The sequence below is a fragment of the Psychrobacter sp. DM4 genome (assembly GCF_051307035.1).
In the GTDB taxonomy this organism is placed as follows: Bacteria; Pseudomonadota; Gammaproteobacteria; order Pseudomonadales; family Moraxellaceae; genus Psychrobacter.
The window spans coordinates 19640-37634 of sequence record NZ_CP195536.1; the positions used below are offsets into that span (position 1 = coordinate 19640).

15 protein-coding genes are annotated in these 17995 nt (G+C 45.4%); 3 read left to right on the forward strand and 12 right to left on the reverse strand.

Features of this window, described 5'->3' with window-relative positions:
- Positions 1-10: 10 nt before the first annotated feature.
- The 4 genes from ACR64G_RS00065 to ACR64G_RS00080 form a co-directional block, all read right to left on the reverse strand.
- Complete coding sequence (locus tag ACR64G_RS00065; RefSeq protein ID WP_435979545.1) at positions 11-1576, reverse strand: FGGY-family carbohydrate kinase; 1566 nt, start codon at positions 1574-1576, stop codon at positions 11-13.
- A gap of 48 nt (positions 1577-1624) precedes the next feature.
- Positions 1625-3271, reverse strand: a complete 1647-nt coding sequence (locus ACR64G_RS00070; protein ID WP_435979546.1) for a glycerol-3-phosphate dehydrogenase/oxidase — start codon at positions 3269-3271, stop codon at positions 1625-1627.
- 24 nt (positions 3272-3295) lie between these two features.
- Complete coding sequence (locus ACR64G_RS00075) at positions 3296-5050, reverse strand: FAD-binding oxidoreductase (RefSeq protein WP_435979547.1); 1755 nt, start codon at positions 5048-5050, stop codon at positions 3296-3298.
- 221 nt (positions 5051-5271) lie between these two features.
- Positions 5272-5766 (reverse strand): cupin domain-containing protein, encoded by a 495-nt coding sequence (locus ACR64G_RS00080; RefSeq protein ID WP_435979548.1) that lies wholly within the window; start codon positions 5764-5766, stop codon positions 5272-5274.
- Between the two features lie 278 nt (positions 5767-6044).
- Between ACR64G_RS00080 and guaA the strand changes: the two genes are divergently transcribed.
- Together guaA and ACR64G_RS00090 are read left to right on the forward strand one after the other, a co-directional pair.
- A complete protein-coding gene (gene guaA / locus ACR64G_RS00085; protein ID WP_435979549.1) occupies positions 6045-7667 on the forward strand; it encodes a glutamine-hydrolyzing GMP synthase in 1623 nt (540 codons plus the stop codon).
- A gap of 110 nt (positions 7668-7777) precedes the next feature.
- Positions 7778-9751 (forward strand): DUF2075 domain-containing protein, encoded by a 1974-nt coding sequence (locus tag ACR64G_RS00090; protein ID WP_435979550.1) that lies wholly within the window; start codon positions 7778-7780, stop codon positions 9749-9751.
- Between the two features lie 76 nt (positions 9752-9827).
- Here ACR64G_RS00090 and ACR64G_RS00095 read toward each other — a convergent pair whose 3' ends face one another.
- From ACR64G_RS00095 to ACR64G_RS00110, 4 genes are all read right to left on the reverse strand, one after another.
- Complete coding sequence (locus tag ACR64G_RS00095; RefSeq protein ID WP_435979551.1) at positions 9828-10832, reverse strand: oxidoreductase; 1005 nt, start codon at positions 10830-10832, stop codon at positions 9828-9830.
- 42 nt (positions 10833-10874) lie between these two features.
- A complete protein-coding gene (locus tag ACR64G_RS00100) occupies positions 10875-11855 on the reverse strand; it encodes a zinc-binding dehydrogenase (protein ID WP_435979552.1) in 981 nt (326 codons plus the stop codon).
- A 267-nt stretch (positions 11856-12122) separates the two neighbouring features.
- Positions 12123-13100 (reverse strand): zinc-binding dehydrogenase, encoded by a 978-nt coding sequence (locus ACR64G_RS00105; protein ID WP_435979553.1) that lies wholly within the window; start codon positions 13098-13100, stop codon positions 12123-12125.
- Positions 13101-13306: 206 nt separating this feature from the next.
- Positions 13307-13561: a DUF2798 domain-containing protein gene (locus ACR64G_RS00110; protein ID WP_435979554.1), complete on the reverse strand. Its 255-nt coding sequence runs from the start codon at positions 13559-13561 to the stop codon at positions 13307-13309.
- Between the two features lie 318 nt (positions 13562-13879).
- Here ACR64G_RS00110 and ACR64G_RS00115 point away from each other — a divergent pair, with 318 nt between their 5' ends.
- Complete coding sequence (locus ACR64G_RS00115; RefSeq protein ID WP_435979555.1) at positions 13880-14827, forward strand: alpha/beta fold hydrolase; 948 nt, start codon at positions 13880-13882, stop codon at positions 14825-14827.
- Between the two features lie 103 nt (positions 14828-14930).
- Here ACR64G_RS00115 and ACR64G_RS00120 read toward each other — a convergent pair whose 3' ends face one another.
- From ACR64G_RS00120 to ACR64G_RS00135, 4 genes are all read right to left on the reverse strand, one after another.
- Positions 14931-15308 carry a DsrE family protein gene (locus ACR64G_RS00120; RefSeq protein ID WP_435979556.1) on the reverse strand — a complete coding sequence of 126 codons (378 nt, stop codon included), beginning with the start codon at positions 15306-15308 and terminating at the stop codon, positions 14931-14933.
- Positions 15309-15575: 267 nt separating this feature from the next.
- Positions 15576-16127 (reverse strand): acyl-CoA thioesterase, encoded by a 552-nt coding sequence (locus ACR64G_RS00125; protein ID WP_435979557.1) that lies wholly within the window; start codon positions 16125-16127, stop codon positions 15576-15578.
- 36 nt (positions 16128-16163) lie between these two features.
- Entirely contained in the window at positions 16164-17270 is a 1107-nt protein-coding gene (locus ACR64G_RS00130; RefSeq protein ID WP_435979558.1) for a YheT family hydrolase, read from the reverse strand.
- Between the two features lie 92 nt (positions 17271-17362).
- Positions 17363-17983, reverse strand: a complete 621-nt coding sequence (locus tag ACR64G_RS00135; RefSeq protein WP_435979559.1) for a YigZ family protein — start codon at positions 17981-17983, stop codon at positions 17363-17365.
- Positions 17984-17995 lie beyond the last annotated feature (12 nt).

The following is a 17995-nucleotide window of genomic DNA, read 5'->3' on the forward strand; positions in this document are numbered from 1 at the left end:
CTCGCGCAGACTACTTGGCAGGATATCCTGTGATGTCTTGAATGCTTTGATATATAGGTTTTAGGCGCTCGTACATTTTTAGATATACCTCATTATAGAGACGTTTGTAGAGCTGAACATTGGCTTCAATAGGGACGAATTCATCACCTAAATGAGTCATAGCAGCGCTCGCACTAGTGTGATCGGGATAAACGCCAAGACCCACCGCGCAGTTAATGGCAGCGCCTAATCCTGTGGCCTCAAACGTATGTGGACGATAAGCGGGCATACCAAAGATATCGGCGGTGAGCTGCATGGCAGAATTGCTTTGCGAGCCGCCGCCTGAGACGCGCAGGTGTTTAATGGGTTTACCAGTGCGTATCGAAATCGTATCAAAGCCAAGCTTAAGCTCGTAAGCCAGCCCCTCTAAGATGGCGCGGTACACGTGTGCGCGTGTGTGTACATCGCCGAAACCGATGAGTGCGCCCTTGCCTTCAGGCCCTGGATGACGCACGCCCGGTGACCAATAGGGCTGCATCATCAGTCCCATACAGCCCGCTGGAATATCTTTGACGGCTGCATCAAGGAGTTGTTCGGTATCGATACCTTGGGTCTTAGCTAATTGCTGCTCATAGTGGGCGAACTGTTCTTTGAACCAGCTGACCATCCAAAAGCCGCGATAAATCATGTATTCGTGGTTGTAGTAGTGCGGGGCGGCGGCGGTGTAGGCGGGCATGTGTTTGAGGATTTCGATGTAATCGGGCGAGATGGTATTGATGGTTGCGGTGGTACCGAAGCTGAGGCAAGCGGTATCGGCTGCCAGACCCGCTGCGCCTAGGGCTTCGCAGGCTTTGTCACTGGCGGCGGCAATCATGGGCGTGCCCTCTAGGATACCTGTGGCCTCGGCAGCTTTGGCGCTAATGTGACCGAGCTTTTGGCTTGGCGGGACGATTTTGGGCATTTGCTCAGGCGTACAGCTGAATAGTCGCCATTTAAGGTCTTTGGGTTTTAGCCACTTTTGCGCTTTGTAGTCGTACGGCAGGTAGCCTACCGCATGACCGTTTGAGTCGATAAGCTCGTTTGTAAGCTGATAGGTGAGGTAAGCGGAGAGATTGATGTAGTGCGCGGTCTTCGCCCATATCTCAGGCTCATTTTGCGCGAGCCAATTACAGCGGGCTTTTTGCTGGGCGTCTTTGACTAACTCGCCCATGCCGATGATTTTGGTTAATGGGTTTAAGAAGCCGATATCGTGAGTTTCAGCGCGACGCAGATCCATCCAGACGATAGCAGGGCGTAGGGGCCGTTTGTCTTTATCAAGGCAGATCATGGTATAGCGCTGGGTCGCGAGACTGACGCCAGCAATTTGTTCAGGTTTAATCTCGCAGGTTTGCCACAGCTTTTGACAGGCCTCACATAGCTTTTGCCAATAGTAGTCAGCATGCTGTTCGGCAAAGCTTGGCTGCTCGGAGAAATACGGCTCGATAGGCACGCGAGCTTTGGCAATCTCAGCACCGAATTGATCAAAGATAAGCGCTCTGACGCTTTGGGTGCCATTATCGATAGCTAAGAAATAAGTCGGTTCGTTAGGGGTGGTCATAGTCGTCCTTAACTATGTGGGATGTAAAGTTTTCGAGGTATAAAAGCATTAAGCCGCAGGCAAGTGATAATAACGCTGCCATAACTCAGTATAGCGATCCACTTCTTGCTGCCACTTTTGCTCATCCCAGCCGAGTTCCTCGTGGCAGATTTGCTTGAGTCTAGCCCTAATCAAGGGTGTCATCGCGCCATTAGGTAGGATTAAGCCTAAGCGTGTACGTCGTAATAATAAATCATCTAAGTGTATGACCTGCTCAAAGCGCGCAGCAAAGCGAATTTCCGCCCAAATGGTATTGCTATCAGTAACGTAAGTGAGATCATCGTCATGTGCTAGCGCTAACAAGTTATCTAACTGTAGACCATAAAACCCTTGCAAACGCTGTTGTAGAGGTTTTGGCAAAGTGACGAATTTGGGATGGGTAGGTGCTACTTTGCTAAAGACGTGGTCGCTATTTATAGCTTGGTTTTGAGTGGTAGACTTATCGAGGTCGAGGACTTCTTGACATTTCTCAAGCACATCGAGAGCTATTAGGCGAAAGGTGGTGAGTTTGCCACCGCTGACAGTCACTAGATTGTTATCGAGCCAAACGCTATGATCGCGTTTTTCTTTGCTAGGGCTAACGCGCTTGCCATCGCCGCCTTCTGAAATCAGCGGACGCACGCCTGCCCAAGTGCTGATGACATCGTCTCGATTGAGCTTGGCATCATCAAACAGCTCATTGGTCGCGGCTAATAGATAATCGACTTCCTGACTCGTAATGCCGACTTCTTTGTCATCAAGTGGCGGGTGATCCAAGTCAGTGGTGCCAAGGACGGTGCGGTTCTCCCACGGAAAGACAAACACCGCTCTTTTATCAGTAGGATGCAAGAAGGTATAGGCTTGTGAGGTAGGTAAGCGCTCTTGACTGACGACTAGGTGACTACCGCGCGAGGGACGGATTTGCTTGTTGAAGCTTTGCTCGGTCTCATTACTGGCTTGCATACGTAAGGTATCCGCCCAAGCGCCAGTCGCACTGACCACCACTTTGGCATGGATATCGTAAGTCTGATTGCTATCTTCAGAAGAGGTATCTTTAAGATTTGCGCCGACCACTAAGCCCTGCTCATTGGTGATCAATGACTCAGCTTTTAGATAATTAATCGCCTGCGCGCCATCATTGATCGCTTCATCAAGCACACGCATGACCAGACGCGAGTCATCAGTGACCGCATCGCTAAACTGACTGGCGCCCAAAAACTTATCTTGCTTGATAGTAGGATTTAAACTTAGAAAAGCATCTCTTTTAAAGTACTTAAAATAGCGATTGCCCGCTATCCTATCGTAGATACGAAGTAAGGTATTAAATATCCACGGCGGTGGAAACTTGCCTTTATAATGCGGCATGACGTAGTGCATCTCGTTAACGAGACCGCTGGCCTCGTTAAGCATACGTTCACGTTCGCGCACGCTAAGTAAAGTGGTCTTATAATCACCTGAGGCTATGTAGCGCAGGCCGCCATGTACCATTTTGCTAGAGCGGCTGGAGGTGCCCCAAGCAAAATCTTTTTGCTCAATCAGTAATACTGCTAGACCACGCCTGGCTGCTTCACGCGCAATTCCCGCACCAGTGATACCACCACCGATAATGAGCATATCCCAAGGTTCAGATCTCAATAAGGGCGCTAAGGCTTGCTGGCGCTGTGTGCTTTGAGTCATAAATTACTCTTATTAATTTGTCTGCTACTCTTCAAGCAACACACCTGGATTCATAAGTTGCTCAGGGTCTAGGCTCCTAATCATATCTCTAGTCACTTGTAGACCAAGCTCGCCTTTTTCAGCAGCGAGGTAGGGGGCGTGATCACGACCGACGCCATGCTGATGCGATATCGTCGCTTTACCATTCGCGAGGCTAGTGCTAGCCGCATGTTTAATTTTTTGCCAGCGTTTTAAGGTAGTCGCATGATCTTTAGCGGCCCGAAAGAAGTAAGTGGTATATAGACTCGCGCCTTGCTTGTAGACATGGGAGATATGAGTAAAGGCCATGACTTCCTCACCTTCATCAGCTAGCGCCGTTTTTACCGCCTCTTGCATTTGTGCCATCTGCTCGTCGATACGATTCCAGTTGGTCGCGGTCTCAAAGGTATCGACCATGATGCCTTTATCCCAAAGCGTACCGCGCAAATAAGGGAACTTAAAGCGACCATGCGCCCACACGCTACCCATGATATTGGTGATTTTGCCCGTGACACTACCATTTTTCTTTAATAGTTTATTGAACTGAGTCACTGCTAGTTTATTCTGCGCTTTATCGCCTGAAAAACCATAAGTAAGCATGACTTTATCTGAGCTAAGACCGCGCGCTTTAAGGTACGTGCTAATCGCTAAAAACTGGCTTGGCGACGTGCCTAAGTGTAGGTGCGCATTGGTCTCAACCGCATTACTTAGGCGTAGCATTGAGAGGCGAATATTACTTTGTACCGCTTGTTTGAGTACCGCTTTGCCTGCCTCCCAACTCGGCAAAAAGGCGACTTTAAACAGTTCTTCCTCTGGCTGCGTCTGCACGCGCATTTTGACTGTCGTAAAGATACCCGCGCGGCCTTCCGTGCCCATCATCATCTCACGCAGATCAGGCCCTGCGGCTGACGCAGGAATGTCGGCAATGTTCAATACGCCTTGCGGGGTGACGAGTGTGCCGCCCGCAAACATCTGCTCGATACGTCCATATCCCAACGACTGCTGACCACTAGAGCGCGCCGCTATCCAGCCACCGAGCGTTGATAGCTCCCACGACTGTGGATAATGTCCCAAGCGGTATCCCTGCTCGTCCAGCTGTGCTTCGACCGCAGGGCCTTGCGTGCCCGCACCGAAAGTGGCGATTTGGCTCTCAACATCTAAGTGGGTAAGCTGCGCCATTTGACTCATAGCAACCGTTAAAACAGGACGCTCTCCTTTTTGTGGGTTGATATGTCCCACTACCGAGGTACCACCACCAAACGGAATGACGATTAGATCGTGCTCTTGGGCTAACTTTAGCAATTGCTCGACATCAGCAGTAGATTCAGGAAAAGCGACACCATCAGGAAAGACTTCAAAGTCGCCACTGTGCATCGCGATCCAATCAGGGAAGCTCTGACCACGCGCATGTCTGAGCCTGACCTCTTGATCGGTTGAGACCATATCTAAATCGGTAAGCTCAGCAGGCAAGCGTGATGTAGGAACCGTTTTGAGCACGTGTTGCAAGCTGACCGAGGTTAGCTTTTTAGTTTTGCCGATATGCGATTTAATTAGCTTTGCGCCGTGTGACGAGACTTTTTTATTGATACTCACATTTCCCCAGCCGTTCCAGCGCGTTTGCTCGATAGGGGTGTTGTTTTGAGAGACAGTTCTTTTTATATCAGCATCTTGACTAGTGTTGTCGGCGTTTTTGCTATCAGAAGTGACTGCGAGAGGAGTGCGTTTGTCATTTTTACGGATAAGGGATTTGATTTTGCGCATAGAGACATACCTGTCAAATTATAATCGTTATACTTTGGATTGAGTCTGAAACCATAACTTTTAATGAAATAAAAATGGTCTAATCGCAGATTACTCAATCAAAATAAGGATAAAGACACCATACTAATTATTTTGTATTACCGCAATACAAAAAACTATTGTTTATAAAATTCTATACGCATAGAATTTTATATGCATAACATCGCTATCAATAACTCATTTTATAGCTGGTTTAAGTCTGCTAAGTCTACATACTCTTTTTCGCCATGAATGGTGTACATTCTGCGTTTGATATCTGGGTAATTGGTGATATCAATCGGTGGTCTACTGCCACCCATTAGGTAGGTGGCGTCGCTATCACTATCATTACGCATAGAATGCGCGGCACCGTGCGCTGGAAAGCCAACAAAATCTCCAACATTTAGCTGATAACTCTCATCGCCATAACGCAGTGTCAGCTCGCCTGATAAGACATAAATGAATTCATCTGACTCTTCGTGATAGTGATGTTGGGTGGTCTCATCGCCTGACTCGACGCGCACGAGATGCAAGCCAAAGGTCGTAAGACCAACGACATCGCTCAGAGACACCGTGTGCCGAATAGCTTGCTCATTGAACTGATGCACGTGTCTGGTTTCAGGAATAGTGTCGATATCGGACTTGGTTAAAATGTAATCCTTTGGGTGGTCAAATTTAGTTTTAGGTATTTTGTTCATTAGTTATCTCCGTTGTTCATATTTTGAGTTTAAGCTTATAGTAGTCGTGACTATATGAGTGTATTCATTAAATCACGTAGAAAGTATAATTATCAGACTTTTAATTGCCTTATTATTAACTTCGATATTTTTCATTTGCCTATCATTTGCTCACTTTTAATCTCATTTAATCCACGTAAGCGTCAATAGTCACTAATAATCGAACATCTAATAGCCAATCCTTTGTCTAAACTTGTTAAAATAGACCACCACTTTTATCTATTGATGGACATCTCTTTATGACCACTGCCACTACGTCACGCGCTGCCACTCCTACTATCAAAGAAGATCGCATTCTTATCCTCGATTTTGGCTCGCAATACAGCCAGCTCATCGCTCGCCGTGTGCGTGATTCAGGCGTATTCTGTGAGATGCTACCCTTTGATATCGATACTCAACGCATTATTGATTTTGGCGCAAAAGGCATCATTCTATCGGGCGGTCCTGAGAGCGTGCACGCAGAGAATAGCCCGCGTATTAATGAGGCGGTGTTTGAGCTAGGCGTGCCCGTACTCGGCATCTGCTACGGTATGCAGGCGATGGCGGAGCGTTTTGGCGGGCAAGTTCACGCGAGCGATATCCATGAGTTTGGTGCAGCAACGATAGACGTTAATGGTCATTCAGCCTTAACCGACGGTATCGAAGACAGCAGCACGGAAGGGAAGTCAGCCAAGCTAAACGTTTGGATGAGTCATGGCGATAAAGTCGTTGAAGCGCCCAAAGGCTTCGAGATTATCGCTAGTACGACAAGCTGCCCGATTGCGATTATGGCGAATGAGTCGCGTCATTATTATGGTCTCCAGTTCCATCCTGAAGTGACCCATACCTTACAAGGTGAGGCGTTGCTTAGTCGTTTTGTCCATCAGATTTGCGAGTGCGCGGGCGATTGGACACCAGACAATATCGCTGATATGCGTATCGCGCAGCTCAAAGAACAAATCGGCGATAAGCAAGTCCTGCTGGGTCTCTCAGGCGGCGTCGATAGCTCGGTAGTCGCGGCGCTCTTGCACAAGGCGATTGGCGATCAGCTCACTTGCGTGTTCGTCGATAATGGTCTGCTGCGCTTGCACGAAGGCGATCAAGTGATGCAAATTTTCGCAGAAAACATGGGTGTCAAAGTCATCCGTGTCGATGCCGAAGATCTGTTTTTAAATGCCTTAGCGGGCGAGTCCGATCCCGAAGCCAAACGTAAAATCATCGGCAAAACCTTTATCGATGTCTTCGCTGATAGCGCCCGTCAAGTCAGCGAGCAAAGCGATGGCAAAGTGGTTGAGTTCCTAGCGCAAGGTACGATTTATCCCGACGTGATTGAATCAGCGAAGTCGCACCAAGGCAAAGCGCACGTGATCAAAAGCCATCATAATGTTGGCGGTCTGCCAGATGACTTAGCATTTAAGCTGATTGAGCCATTACGTGATTTGTTTAAAGATGAAGTGCGTAAGCTTGGTATTACCTTAGGCCTACCAGCTAAAATGATCTATCGTCATCCGTTCCCAGGTCCAGGTTTGGGCGTGCGTATCCTGGGCGAAGTCACCAAAGAATTTGCGGATATTCTGCGTCAAGCCGACGCGATATTTATGGCAGAGTTAGAGAAGTCAGGCTGGTATGACAAGACTGCGCAAGCCTTTGCCGTATTCCAACCGATCAAATCGGTCGGCGTGGTCGGTGACGGTCGCCGCTATGCGTGGGTGATTGCGCTACGTGCCGTTGAGACCGTAGACTTTATGACCGCTCGCTTTGCGCATCTGCCGTATGAGCTAATCGAGACGGTATCGAATCGCATTATGAATGAAATCGCTGAAGTGTCACGCGTGACTTATGATGTGTCGAGCAAGCCGCCTGCGACGATTGAGTGGGAGTAGGGGTTTTACATTAGATAATGGCTAAAAAATAAAGAACGTAGCTTTTATGGTTACGTTCTTTTTTTATATGCATTATTAAACTTGGAAAGTAACTAAAATAAGGAAGCTTTATGCAACGTGCATACTACTCAAACTCAATTCAAGATTTTTTATTGGAGTCCGAAGAGGGTATTCTAGGTCGATTAACAGCAAATCATAGCAATAGAACACTTGAAGAATTACAGATCAATGCGTGGCGAAAACAAATCAAAGTTCTAAAAGACCAGCTCGCCTTATTTAAAGGACAAATCTATTTTGAATTTACCATACCTAGGATGGGTAAACGAGTAGACAATATAATTATCATAAATAATGTCATATTTGTCATTGAGTTCAAGGTTGGCGATGGAGGTTATTCAAAACATGCTGTAGAACAGACTATTGATTACACCATTGATTTAAGGAATTTTCATGAGGGTAGTCATCATGCTAAATTAGTACCTATTTTGGTTGTCACAGAAGCTAAGATCTCTCCAACTACAAGTGATCATACAACCATTATCAATCATCAAGATGTTGCCAAAACAAATCAATTCGATTTAGCCCAAACACTTAATAAGTTTATAGATGGAGATACTCTAGCTATCGATGTAGCACGTTGGCAAAATTCAATCTACAAGCCTACTCCGACGATTGTTGAAGCCGCTCAGGCTCTATATAAAGGTCATAATGTTAAAGAAATCACACGATCAGACTCAGGCGCTATCAACCTTGGCAAGACGACTGATCAAATCAATCGAATAATTGAGGTATCAAAGCGCAATAAAAGGAAATCCATTTGCTTTGTTACAGGTGTACCTGGTGCTGGTAAAACCTTGGCTGGTTTAAATATTGCTGTCGAGCGAATGAAGGCTGATGAAGAGGAACATGCGGTTTTTCTCTCTGGTAATGGTCCTTTGGTTGATGTATTGCGAGAGGCTTTAACGAGAGACTCTGTAGATATATCTAAGCAGACAGGGGACAAGCTTACCAAGAAGCAAGCTGCTATAAAGGCAAATGCCTTTATACAAAACATTCATCACTTCAGAGATGATAATTTAAAGTCTGATAATGCTCCAACTGAGAAGGTTGTCGTATTTGATGAAGCACAAAGAGCTTGGACTAAAGCGCAAGCAAACTCTTTTATGAAGAGAAAAAAAGGCATTGAAAACTTTAATATGTCAGAACCTGAGTTTTTGATTAAGGTTATGAACAGACACCCTGACTGGTGCACCATTGTTTGTTTGATTGGGGGTGGACAAGAGATTAACACTGGAGAAGCTGGATTAGAGGAATGGGTAAACTCACTAAAAAATAGCTTCCCAAATTGGGATGTCCACTACTCAAACTTAATTATTGATAGCGATAATTATATCAAATCTAAAAGCGCAAAAAATTGGTTGATAGAGAAAGGCCATAGTAAACCTGAACTACATCTAGCTGTATCAGTTAGATCATTTCGGTCTGAGAAGCTAGCTTACTTTATTCACGAACTTTTAGATCTGAATGGAGAGGTTGCTAAAAGTGTTTATGCGCAGATTAAAATAGACTACCCTATTTTTATCACAAGAGACATTGACACTGCTAAAAACTGGCTACGAAATCAAGCAAAAGGAAGCGAGAGAATTGGGTTGATTAGTTCGTCTGGCGCTAAAAGGTTAAGACCTTTAGGTATAGATGTTAAAAACACAATCTCAGCACCTAGTTGGTTTTTAAATGATAGTAGGGATATTCGTTCATCTTACTTTTTAGAAGAGGTAGCGACCGAGTTTGATATTCAAGGTTTAGAAATTGATTGGGCATGCGTTGCTTGGGGTGGTAATTTTCATATAAAAAACGATAGTTGGCAGTATCTAAATTTTAAAGGCACTAAATGGCAAGTAATTGGCCAAGATATAGCTAAGGAGTATTTAAAAAATACTTATCGTGTTCTACTTACTAGGGCTAGACAAGGTATGATTATTTTTGTGCCTGAAGGAAGTACTCTTGATCATACAAGACCGAAAGAATACTACGACGATACTTGGAACTATTTAAAATCAGTTGGAGTTCAAGAGTTGAAGTAGTTCATATGACGATAAAAAACACCTACTACTTTAGTAGGTGTTTTTGTTTGTAAATAGATTCTTCCAAACCAAAACCCTAACCCCGAACATTTACCACATAACGCCCAACCGTCTTACTCGCCATAAAGCGATCTAAGTACTCAGGCGTCTGCTCAAGCGTAATCTCTTCAGCATAACTTTCTAGATTAGGCAGTTTCATATCGGTTGAAACACGTTGCCAAATGGCTTTTTTATCGTCCAGTGGAATATAGACCGAATCGATACCGAGTAGGGACACCGCGCGAGTGATAAACGGCAATACCGTCATCGTAAACTCAGCGCCGCCCGCCAACCCGCAAGAGGTCACCGCACCGCCCGATTTGGTTTGCTTAAGCAGATTGGCTAGATAATCGCCACCAATCGTATCGATAGCGTTGGCCCACAGCTCGCGACCGACAGGTCGACTACCGACTTCATTGATGCTATCACGATGACGGACTTCAGTAGCGCCCAGCTCTTTTAGATAGTCGCTTTGCTCAGGCTTACCAGAGAAGGCGATAACCTCATAGCCAAGCTGACTTAAAATCGCGATGCTGATACTACCGACACCGCCCGTTGCACCCGTGACGGCGACTGGTCCGTCTTTAGGTTCTGCGCCCATTTTTTCCAGCTTTTGCACGCTTAACGCTGCAGTGAGACCGCCCGTACCATAGATCATGGCTTCTTTTAGTGTTAAAGATTCTGGACAGGCTACCGCCCAATCGGCAGGGATAGCAATCATTTGGCTTAAGCCGCCATCCGTATCCATACCCAAGTCATAACCGAATACCACGACCTCTTGACCCTCGGAAAACGTGCCAGACTTGTCATTGATGACGATACCAGCGGCATCGATACCAGGAGTGTGCGGATAGTTTCTAGTGATTCTCTTATTGCCCGATGCTGACATGGCATCTTTGAAATTTAGAGATGAATAATGCACTTCGATTAACAAATCATTCTCAGGTAAATCGCTAACATTACGCTGTTGAATGCTTTTTTTAAACTTACCGTCGCTGGCCTCGTGGACCACTAAGGCTTTAAAGGTTTTGTCATTAGACATAGTATTATTCCTTTTTTAGTAGTTTTGTTTTATGCAAATATCTTAAGGCTTAATCAATATTTTACCTTTTTTCTCTGATTGCACTTTTTCAGAGACCGCCGTTTGAATATCATCTAGCTTATAGATGCCGCCAGTAGGGAGTTTGAATTTGCCACTTGCCGCATTTTCAATCAGCTCTTTGACTAAGCGCTGTTTGTTATCTTCGCTGATCTCTTGCATCAGATCGCTCGCCCAAAAACCCTTTATCTTCGTTAAATTAAAGATTAGATTGCTAGGATTAATCATCAAAGGGTCGCCCGACACAGAACCCAAAGACGCCATCGCGCCATATTTACCTAATAAGGATAAAAGCTCGCCACCAGGTTTACCACCTACGGCATCGACAGCGCCCTTGATTGAAGCATTGCCAACGATTTTTTGTACTTGCTCTTTCCAGTCCTCATGATCGGTGACGACGTTGTTTTCGGTGATGCCTAGATCGATAAGCTCTTGTTCTGATTCTTTGCTGCGCACCAAGTTAATCGTATTGATGTTACGCTGTGGAGCGAGCATCGCCATGGACTCGCCAACTGCGCCATTAGCCGCGTTTTGGATGATCCATTGACCGGGTTCAATATTTAAGAACTCAATAAGCAGTAACGCACTCATCGGCATAGCAATTAATTGTGCTGCCATTTCATCGTCGATAGTATCTGGTATCGGAATGAGACTTTGAGCAGGCGCGATAAAATACTCCGCCCACGTGCCTTGTATGCCTGATACGACAACGCGTTGACCTTTCTCAAAGCCTTTTACGTCTTTGCCAAGAGCATCGATTTCCCCTACCGCCTCACTACCACCAGCGGCAGGCAACTCAGGTTTATTGCCGTATTCGCCTTTGATAGTGACGATGTCATGATTATGAATAGAGGATAAAATCGTCTTGATACGGACTTCGTTATCCTTTGGCTCTGGAGTAGGGCTGTCAGTAATATTAAGGACGTCTGAAGGTTTGCCAAATTCGTTATAAGTTGCGATACGCATAGGATTTCCTTTTTATTTTTTTGAGTCTTAAATGGTGATTAATAACTAAGCATTAACCTTAACAATTCAAGCTAAGGGTTCTCAAGCTAACTTTAGTTAAGGAACGTTGTGACTGGCTTAGAATTGTAAAGTAGTCGAGGTTAAGCATAACGCTTTATTGACCAGTGCTACTTGTACAGTAATTATTTAGAAGTTCGCACAAAAAAGCAGTGCTCTTATAAGGAACACTGCTATAAATAGATGATATTTAAGTGTAGTAAATACAGCTTATGGTTTCAACAGCACCTTACCGTTCTTACCTGATTGCAACTTACCATCGACCGCTTTGGTAATGTCCGCCAAATCAAAAGTCGCCTCTACTGGCAGTTTGAGCTTGCCATCTACCGCGCGCTCGACTAGCTCATCAACTAGGCGTTGTTTGTTGTCCACACTCATCTCTTGGCTGAGCTTGCTACCCCAAAAGCCTTTTAGCGTGGCTTGTTTAAAGATGACATCAGTAGGATTAAGCTGCATAGGCTTGCCTGACATTGCGCCAAAGACGGCAAAGGTGCCGCCATGACCGAGGAGTGACAATAAATCGCCGCTGTCTTGACCACCGACCGAATCAACTGCCGCGCTGATTTTGTCGTCACCGAGCAGAGTTTTGACTTGCGCTTTCCAGTCCTCATCATCTGTATTGATATTGTTTTTTGCGCCGACAGCTTCTAACTCCTCTACCGCTTCCTTGCTACGTACCACATTAATGGTGTTGACGCCGCGCGCTGCTGCTAGCATCGCAAGTGATTTACCGACCGCGCCATTAGCGGCGTTATGAATGACCCATTGACCGCTCTCAACGTCTAAGAATTCTAATAGCATGAGCGCGCTTAGCGGCATAGCGACCAATTGCGCGGCCATCTCATCATCCAAGCTTTCAGGGATCACAAATACCATGTCCTCAGAGGCAACGAAATACTCTGCCCAAGTGGCTTGTACACTTGCCGCCGCGACACGCTGACCGACCTTTAGGTCTTTGACCTCATCACCGACCGCATCGATGACGCCGACTGCCTCGGAACCTGCGATGGCTGGCAACTCAGGCTTAAAGCCATATTTGCCGCGAATGGTTAATAGGTCATGGTTGTGGATAGAGGCGAGGGTGGTTTTGACACGAACCTCGTTGGCTTTGGGCTCTGGGATAGGTCGATCACCTAGGCTTAGGACTTCAGTGGGTTTGCCAAATTCGTTATAAGTTGCGCTACGCATAATAAATCCTTTTTTATTAGTAAATAATGGTTTTGGATAAGTGCTGTTTATCAGGTGTCTCTCAACAAATGCTTTTAAACGAGCGGAGATAAATGAGACCTATCCTTTATGTTTTTGAGCATTTACAGTAACAAGTCAGATAGCCTTATCGCAATGCTACTTTCGTTACCTCATGTTGTGAGCGTAATAGTATTATTGATAAGTGTTCAGTAAAACTCGATGCGGCTTAGCACATGCTCCTGCACCAGATAAGCGCAAACATAGGCGCTCGGCCATGCAAAGACAAATGCCAGTCCCCACGAAGCTAGCAAATCAGCAAAGAAGTGCTCGCTATAACCTGCTTTTACTAATATTAGCGCAGCTGAAATAATCAGCGACATCATCAGTGCCATAAGACAGGTAAAGATCAGTCGATAATATTTGCGTCGCGTGCGGAGTCTAAGCGGGTTAGGATTTGACATAGACTTTTGATCCTACACATTTTTATGATAGCGGGTTATCATATATCCTCTAGAGTGCTGGGTAAATTGGTTATTGTTAATCTCTACATTCGTTAAATTTCAATCAACCTAGCTATGACTTAAAACGTACTGGATAAAATGTTTATTACCAATGACAATGCTCACATCCTCTCAAATACAAAGGTCACCGAGTCAGTGGTATTTTTATTTACTAAGCGCAGATGAATAAAATTTTTGACTACAAAGTTATTAATTAAAAACCCGGCACATGAGTTTATCGTTAAACTCATAGTCAAAATTAACTTTCAGGAATATCCAATGCTACTAAAACGCTTAAGTCTAGCCGCGCTATTTAGTCTTTCGGTAATAGGGTGTACGACTACGCCGAATACACTGGCGATAAACACGACACAAAAGCTCGTACAATATGAGCGCAACAAGTCAGACCTTGAGGTCAAGTCTTTTACTTTATCCTCAGGTGAAAAGCTAGTATATAGCGAAAACGCCAATCTAACGGGTGAGCCTTTGCTACTCATTCATGGATTCGGCGGTAATAAAGATAACTTTACCCGTATCGCTAAAAATCTGGAAAACTATCATCTCATTATTCCCGATTTGCTCGGTTTCGGTGAATCGAGTAAGCCTATGAGCGCCGACTATCGCTCTGAGGCACAGGCCACGCGCTTACATGAGCTACTCCAAGCTAAAGGTATGACCTCCAATATTCATATCGGTGGCAACTCAATGGGCGGTGCGATCAGTGTGGCTTACGCTGCCAAATACCCGCAGGATGTCGATAGTTTATGGTTAATAGATAGCGGCGGATTTTATTCAGCAGGTATGGCAAGATCTTTTGAAGGTGCGACGCTTGAGAGCAATCCACTGCTGATAAAGAGCAAAGAAGATTTTTATAAGATGTACGACTTTGTGATGTATAAGCCGCCTTACGTCCCAAAATCAGTACAAGCGGTATTGGCACAAGAACGCATCAACAATAGAGAATTGGATGCCAAAATCCTTGGGCAAATTGTCACGGACAGCGTAGAAGAGCGCGCCAAAGTTATCGCTAAATACAATATTCCAACGCTAGTGGTTTGGGGTGAGGAAGATCGAGTGATTAAGCCTGAAACTGCTATCGTGATGAAGCAGATTATCCCGCAAGCGCAAGTCATTATGATGCCAGAGGTTGGTCACGTGCCGATGATAGAGGCGGTGGATGAGACGGCCGAGGATTATAATAGGTTTCGTGAAGGGTTAAAAAAGTAATTATTTAGATTTGCCTTAATTAAAAAAGAAACATCAGCGGGTCTGATGTTTCTTTTTTTGGCTACTATTTTGATGATGGAGTTATTGTTAAGTGATGATCCCCTTAATTCAACTGCAAAGATCCCTTCGCACTCATGAGTAACTTAACCACATCATCACCGCTAATGACAGCGAAGCGCTTGTCAATATCTGACTCTGCCACGCCATTGTGTTTCATGCACGCGCCGCAGACCAAGACTTGACCACCTTTTTCGATAAAGGCTTCTAGCAGCTCGCCCGCAGGTTCAAAGGGATCGCCAATATCGACGTTATCCAGCGCATTTGGTAGGGCTAGGTGCACGGCGTCTACCATCAAGATGACGGTTGCCGAGTGACCTTGTTTGAGCGCGACGCCTGCCATAGTAAAAGCGAGGGTGATTTTGCTTGGGTTTGAGTCACTATTATCAAATAGCGTACCGACATAATCTGTTTGCTTAGCCATATTATTATCCTTGTTTTATAGTTTGTTGAGTAACTTACTCCTCTCTATCCTAGCATTTATTATATTTTTTTATATAATGTATTGTTATAGAATAGTAGTTCTAAGGGTTTCTAAAGACTTATAAATAAGTAACTCTGCTTTGAGCTATCCAGCTCTTTTAGAATACGCCGAGTTTTCAAACGAGCTTTAAAACTCGGCAAAATCAAAAGGCTGGGTTAAAAACCCAGCCTACGACAAATTTTAAGCATAGCGAACAGTCAAAAACCTTTAAACCATCTCACCCATTGGCGGCCAGCGATGCGCTTTATCACTATCTATCCAGTCTTGGATCCAAGGCTCAGTGGGCGTGTCCCAAGCTGACAAACCCAAAGCTGATAGCACTCTTGCCATCTCAATGACTCTGCCTTTTTCTGTCACGCCTGTACGTAGTAGGACAGAGGAGCACGGTTTGCCTTTGACCCACATCGAATGCTCAAGATATAACCAGCGCTCATCCATACCGACCAGCTGCGTCTTTATCGTGACTTTATCGAACAGTCGAATACGCTTACGGTACTGAATGGTGCTGCCAGCTACCACCATGCCCCAACGATTTTTGAGTAGCTGCTTGGCAAGCCCAGTCCGAATGATAAAGTCGGTACGCCCGATATCATAGACGGTCAACACCCGACCGTTATTCATCTCAAACATAGGATCAATGTCAGTAAAGCTGCAACGCACGGTAACTTCGCTAACGTGGTCAAACGCTAAGGGTTGGCCTTTTTTATTATTGATAATAGCGTCAACGATAGACTTGGTATAGCGTATATAAGGATACATAGGGTAGTCTCAAAATTTAAAAAGCAGAGCTGTTATTTATTGAGGTGCTAACGTCTCAGAGTCAGGCGTTTGAGTAGCAGGCACGCCAATAGCAATAAAATAAGCGCTGACCGTTTCAGGTATCCAGTTGATGTCGAATCTTGATGTTTTAGTCTTGTCGCCAGTTTCTGAATGGGTATCTGCTAGTTTGCCCTTGGACTGACCTTTGTCTGAGCGATAACGCAAATAGCCAATGTGGCCGCCGTGATCGGTCTCGATGATAGTGACCTTATCTGAGACATCGCCTTGGGTCGCGGTAAAGCCGATAAAGGGATCGTCTTTGGCGCTGACGAGGAGTAGAGGACGTGTGACATCGATCAAATAAGGTAGCGCTGAGGAAGAGTGGTAATAGTCGTTTTTGGAGCGGTAGCCATGACGCGGCGCGGTAAAGATATTATCAAAATCGCTAATCTTGTTGACGGCTTTGATAGAGGCGATTTCCTCCTCACTGATATCATTTGCTAGCGCTTTTTTGATAATGGGGTTGAGCAGATACGGGGTATAAATGCGATGACTCAAAAAGCTATGCATACTGAGCGCGGCGGACGACATATCGACAGGTGCTGAGACAACGGCGGCGCCTTTGCATAGGGCTTGGTCGCCATATTCACCTAGATACTTTGCTAGCGCGTTACCGCCTAGAGACACCCCAACCGCGTAGATATTGGCAAACTCTTCACGCAAATTTTGCAACATATGATGCACCTCTTCGGTGTCGCCGGCGTTATAAAAGACGCGACCTCTCGCAGGTATACCGCCGCAACTACGGAAGTGGGCGACGACGAAGTGCCAGCCTTGAGCATGCATCTGATAGGCGAGAGCTCGCGCATAATGGCTATCGCTACTGCCCTCCATACCATGAAATAGAACGATCAATGGCGTCTGCTCTAAGGCGTTATCTGGGTTGTCGATTGGATGAGCGTCATAAAAATCATAAGCGATGTCCGTCTCGCATAACGAATCTGGTTTGATAACGCGGCGGTAAACTGGGGTTTTGGGTGCAAAGAACTTGGGTAAGATACTTTGCAGATGCGGATTGGTTAGCCAGAATGGCGGCTTAAATGCACTGGGTTTAAAGGATTTCGGTGCGTTGTATATATACATATTATAGTCTTATGAAAGTGAGACAAAGGGTATAGTTCATCATACCGTTAGCCGTAGTCAAAACCAATTTTTTTGAGTGAACGGATGGTTACTCAAATAAGAGGATAGCTATCAGAAAACGAATCTTCTAGCACCTGACCATCCATTGCCAAACGCTCTTTTAAGGTTGCAATATCAGCTTCAGCGATGGTCACAGTGAGCGTAACTTGCTTACTATAGACGACATCGTCAATATGACCACGTAGGTCTTCTACGATATAACGGCACTGCGACTCATGAGCGAAATCAGCAACTATCTGTACTTGCGTCATTGAAACGTAAGGTTGCAGTGTCATCTGATCGATAACAGCTTGCGCTGATCCTGCATAGGCACGCGTCAGACCACCTGCGCCAAGCTTAATACCGCCAAAATAACGCACTACGATAATAATGACGTTGCCGATAGATTTGTGCTGCAATACACCCAGTATCGGTCGTCCAGCCGTACCGCTTGGCTCGCCGTCATCGTCAAAACCTGCGCTCGTTGTATTATCAGGGTCGCCTATGATGTATGCCCAACAATAATGACGGGCATCAGCGTATTGCTCGCGTAATTGTTCCACATGAAACATCGCAGCTTCACGTGAGGCTACCGGATAGCCATAGGTGATAAAGGCAGACTTTTTGATCTCAAGGCGAGCAGTGACAGCGGTTTTTGGGGTTTGATAGCTCATATAGTCGTGATG

Bases quoted from the DNA above. Each gene is read 5' to 3' on its own strand.
- ACR64G_RS00065 (WP_435979545.1), bottom strand. From the start codon at position 1,576: ATGACCACCCCTAACGAACCGACTTATTTCTTAGCTATCGATAATGGC.
- ACR64G_RS00070 (WP_435979546.1), bottom strand. From the start codon at position 3,271: ATGACTCAAAGCACACAGCGCCAGCAAGCCTTAGCGCCCTTATTGAGA.
- ACR64G_RS00075 (WP_435979547.1), bottom strand. From the start codon at position 5,050: ATGCGCAAAATCAAATCCCTTATCCGTAAAAATGACAAACGCACTCCT.
- ACR64G_RS00080 (WP_435979548.1), bottom strand. From the start codon at position 5,766: ATGAACAAAATACCTAAAACTAAATTTGACCACCCAAAGGATTACATT.
- guaA (WP_435979549.1), top strand. From the start codon at position 6,045: ATGACCACTGCCACTACGTCACGCGCTGCCACTCCTACTATCAAAGAA.
- ACR64G_RS00090 (WP_435979550.1), top strand. From the start codon at position 7,778: ATGCAACGTGCATACTACTCAAACTCAATTCAAGATTTTTTATTGGAG.
- ACR64G_RS00095 (WP_435979551.1), bottom strand. From the start codon at position 10,832: ATGTCTAATGACAAAACCTTTAAAGCCTTAGTGGTCCACGAGGCCAGC.
- ACR64G_RS00100 (WP_435979552.1), bottom strand. From the start codon at position 11,855: ATGCGTATCGCAACTTATAACGAATTTGGCAAACCTTCAGACGTCCTT.
- ACR64G_RS00105 (WP_435979553.1), bottom strand. From the start codon at position 13,100: ATGCGTAGCGCAACTTATAACGAATTTGGCAAACCCACTGAAGTCCTA.
- ACR64G_RS00110 (WP_435979554.1), bottom strand. From the start codon at position 13,561: ATGTCAAATCCTAACCCGCTTAGACTCCGCACGCGACGCAAATATTAT.
- ACR64G_RS00115 (WP_435979555.1), top strand. From the start codon at position 13,880: ATGCTACTAAAACGCTTAAGTCTAGCCGCGCTATTTAGTCTTTCGGTA.
- ACR64G_RS00120 (WP_435979556.1), bottom strand. From the start codon at position 15,308: ATGGCTAAGCAAACAGATTATGTCGGTACGCTATTTGATAATAGTGAC.
- ACR64G_RS00125 (WP_435979557.1), bottom strand. From the start codon at position 16,127: ATGTATCCTTATATACGCTATACCAAGTCTATCGTTGACGCTATTATC.
- ACR64G_RS00130 (WP_435979558.1), bottom strand. From the start codon at position 17,270: ATGTATATATACAACGCACCGAAATCCTTTAAACCCAGTGCATTTAAG.
- ACR64G_RS00135 (WP_435979559.1), bottom strand. From the start codon at position 17,983: ATGAGCTATCAAACCCCAAAAACCGCTGTCACTGCTCGCCTTGAGATC.